The sequence below is a fragment of the Pseudomonadota bacterium genome (assembly GCA_040752895.1).
Lineage (GTDB): Bacteria > Pseudomonadota > Alphaproteobacteria.
On record JBFMHN010000028.1, the window covers coordinates 1 to 1,003 of the forward strand.

Genomic DNA, 1,003 nt, shown 5'->3' on the forward strand with positions numbered 1-1,003 from the left:
AGCCTCTGCTGAGCTAGGGCTTGTTGACGTTTGAGGATTCCCAGGTCGGGTGGCGAGTGATTCAAGGTGGCCAAACGGGAGGCGAGCTTGATCCGCACAACACTGACCGACACGCAATGGGCGATCATCGCTCCGCACTGCTTGGGCCGGGAGGGTGATCCCGGCCGCACGGGACCCGACCCACGTCGTTTCGTCGAGGCGGTGCTGTGGATTGCGCGCACCGGGTGCCCGTGGCGCGATCTGCCTGAGGCGTTTGGCAAGTGGAACTCGGTCTTCAAGCGCTTCCGCAGATGGGTGAAGGCGGACGCATTCTACCGGATGTTCAGAGCCTTGGCCGAAGACGCCGACTTCGAGTACGCGATGATCGACGGCAGCATCGTCAAGGTCCACCGCCATGGTCAGGGCGCAAAAGGGGGACTCAGAGCCAGGCCATTGGGCGCTCCCGGGGTGGCGTGACCACCAAGATCCTGGCGCTGGCCGATGCGCTTGGTAACCTGACCGACTTCCGCCTGCTGCCCGGACAAGCCCATGACCTGCGCGGCACGGCGGCGCTGATCGGCGGGCTGAGTTGCGGCCAACTCCTCGCCGACCGGGCGTTCGATGCGGACTGGCTGCGCGATGCGCTGACCGGGGCGGGGATCGAGCCGGTCATTCCCCCGAAATCCAACCGCCGGGTTCCGGCCGAGTTCGACCGTGAGGCTTACAAGTGGCGGCACCTGATCGAGAACTTCTTCGGGAAGCTGAAGGAGTACAGAGGCATTGCCATGCGCTGCTGCAAGACCGACGAAAGCTTCAGCGCCTTCATCGCCTTGGCAGCCACCGTCATCCGACTGAGGTGAACGTCAACAAGCCCTAGCTCAGAGGGCGGCGCGGTAAATCGCGTGGACCTCCTCCACTGTGAGATCGCGTGGGTTCCAGTCCATCAAGCGGCGGATTGCATGGGCCTCCCCGGCCCAGGCGCGAAGATCCTCCTCGCGGGCGCCGTGGGCTGAAAGGCGCATCT

2 protein-coding genes are annotated in these 1,003 nt (G+C 64.7%); one reads left to right on the forward strand and one right to left on the reverse strand.

The genetic code is table 11. The annotated features are described in order from the left end of the window. Positions 1-87 precede the first annotated feature (87 nt). Positions 88-839 (forward strand): IS5 family transposase gene (locus AB1781_11470; GenBank protein MEW5705185.1). Its coding sequence is split into 2 segments (ribosomal slippage): positions 88-418 and positions 418-839, totalling 753 coding nucleotides; the frame shifts between segments, so codons are not numbered across the junction. An 18-nt stretch (positions 840-857) separates the two neighbouring features. Here AB1781_11470 and AB1781_11475 read toward each other — a convergent pair. After that, a partial coding sequence (locus tag AB1781_11475; GenBank protein MEW5705186.1) for an alcohol dehydrogenase occupies positions 858-1,003 on the reverse strand: 146 nt, incomplete at its 5' end.